This is a genomic window from Bacillus sp. LR_5 (assembly GCF_042709275.1).
This window is the reverse complement of record NZ_JAVAXX010000608.1, coordinates 1-1,181: the sequence shown is the minus strand read 5'-3', so window position 1 is coordinate 1,181 and position 1,181 is coordinate 1. Positions and strand designations below refer to the sequence as shown.

Below are 1,181 nucleotides of genomic sequence, written 5' to 3'. Positions count from 1 at the left end.
CTTAATGCGCCGTTACATGCCGCTTGTCACATATCATGTAGGCAGAATTTCTGTCGGGCTGCCGAAATCAGTGCATAAAGACGATCTTATGAGCCTTGGTATGCTTGGTTTATATGATGCCCTTGAAAAATTTGACCCCAGCCGGGACTTAAAATTTGATACCTACGCCTCGTTTAGAATTCGCGGCGCAATCATAGACGGGCTTCGTAAAGAAGATTGGCTGCCCAGAACCTCACGCGAAAAAACAAAAAAGGTTGAAGCGGCAATTGAAAAGCTTGAACAGCGGTATCTTCGGAATGTATCGCCCGCGGAAATTGCAGAGGAACTCGGAATGACGGTACAGGATGTCGTGTCAACAATGAATGAAGGTTTTTTTGCAAATCTGCTGTCAATTGATGAAAAGCTCCATGATCAAGATGACGGGGAGAACATTCAAGTCATGATCAGAGATGACAAAAATGTTCCGCCTGAAGAAAAGATTATGAAGGATGAACTGATTGCACAGCTTGCGGAAAAAATTCACGAACTCTCTGAAAAAGAACAGCTGGTTGTGAGTTTGTTCTACAAAGAGGAGTTGACACTGACAGAAATCGGACAAGTATTAAATCTTTCTACGTCCCGCATATCTCAGATCCATTCAAAGGCATTATTTAAATTAAAGAATCTGCTGGAAAAAGTGATACAATAATGAATTTCATGGTTAGCGAGTGAAAAACATGTCAACACTATTATGGCTTTTAAGCTTTACGCTCCACGGCGTTCTTCTGTACGCTGTCATTATCCTGTATACGAGGCTCGCTGCAGTGAAAGAAACAGAAAAACAGCAAAAACAGATACTTGAAGAGACGGAAAACACCTTGGCGGCATTTCTGCTTGAATTAAAAGAAGAAAATGAGAAACTGATAGAAAATAAAGCTTCATCTGCAAGTCAATCAGATGAAGAATCCCAAAAGCCAGGCCTTCAGCCCTCTGAAACATATCAAGAGCGGGATCCAGTCCAAGAGGCAGAGAATCTTCCTGAACATATTGAAGGTCTGATTACAGAGGTTGACCGTCGGGAAGAGATCGTAAACAGTGAGGTCCAATCATTTGAAGACCAGGTCATAGAATTATATGAACAGGGATATTCGGTAAGTCAAATTGCCCAGAAAATGAAGAGCGGAAAGACAGAAATCGAGCTA

The 1,181-nt window shown here is 41.8% G+C and carries 2 protein-coding genes; both read left to right on the top strand.

Translation table 11 applies throughout. From position 1 onward, the window contains the following. The coding region (sigD, locus tag RAC86_RS38910) for an RNA polymerase sigma-28 factor SigD (protein ID WP_377886979.1) at positions 1-688 on the top strand (688 nt) is incomplete at its 5' end. Positions 689-716: 28 nt separating this feature from the next. After that, positions 717-1,181, top strand: a 465-nt coding sequence (swrB, locus tag RAC86_RS38905; RefSeq protein ID WP_377886980.1) for a swarming motility protein SwrB, incomplete at its 3' end; no start/stop codon positions are given.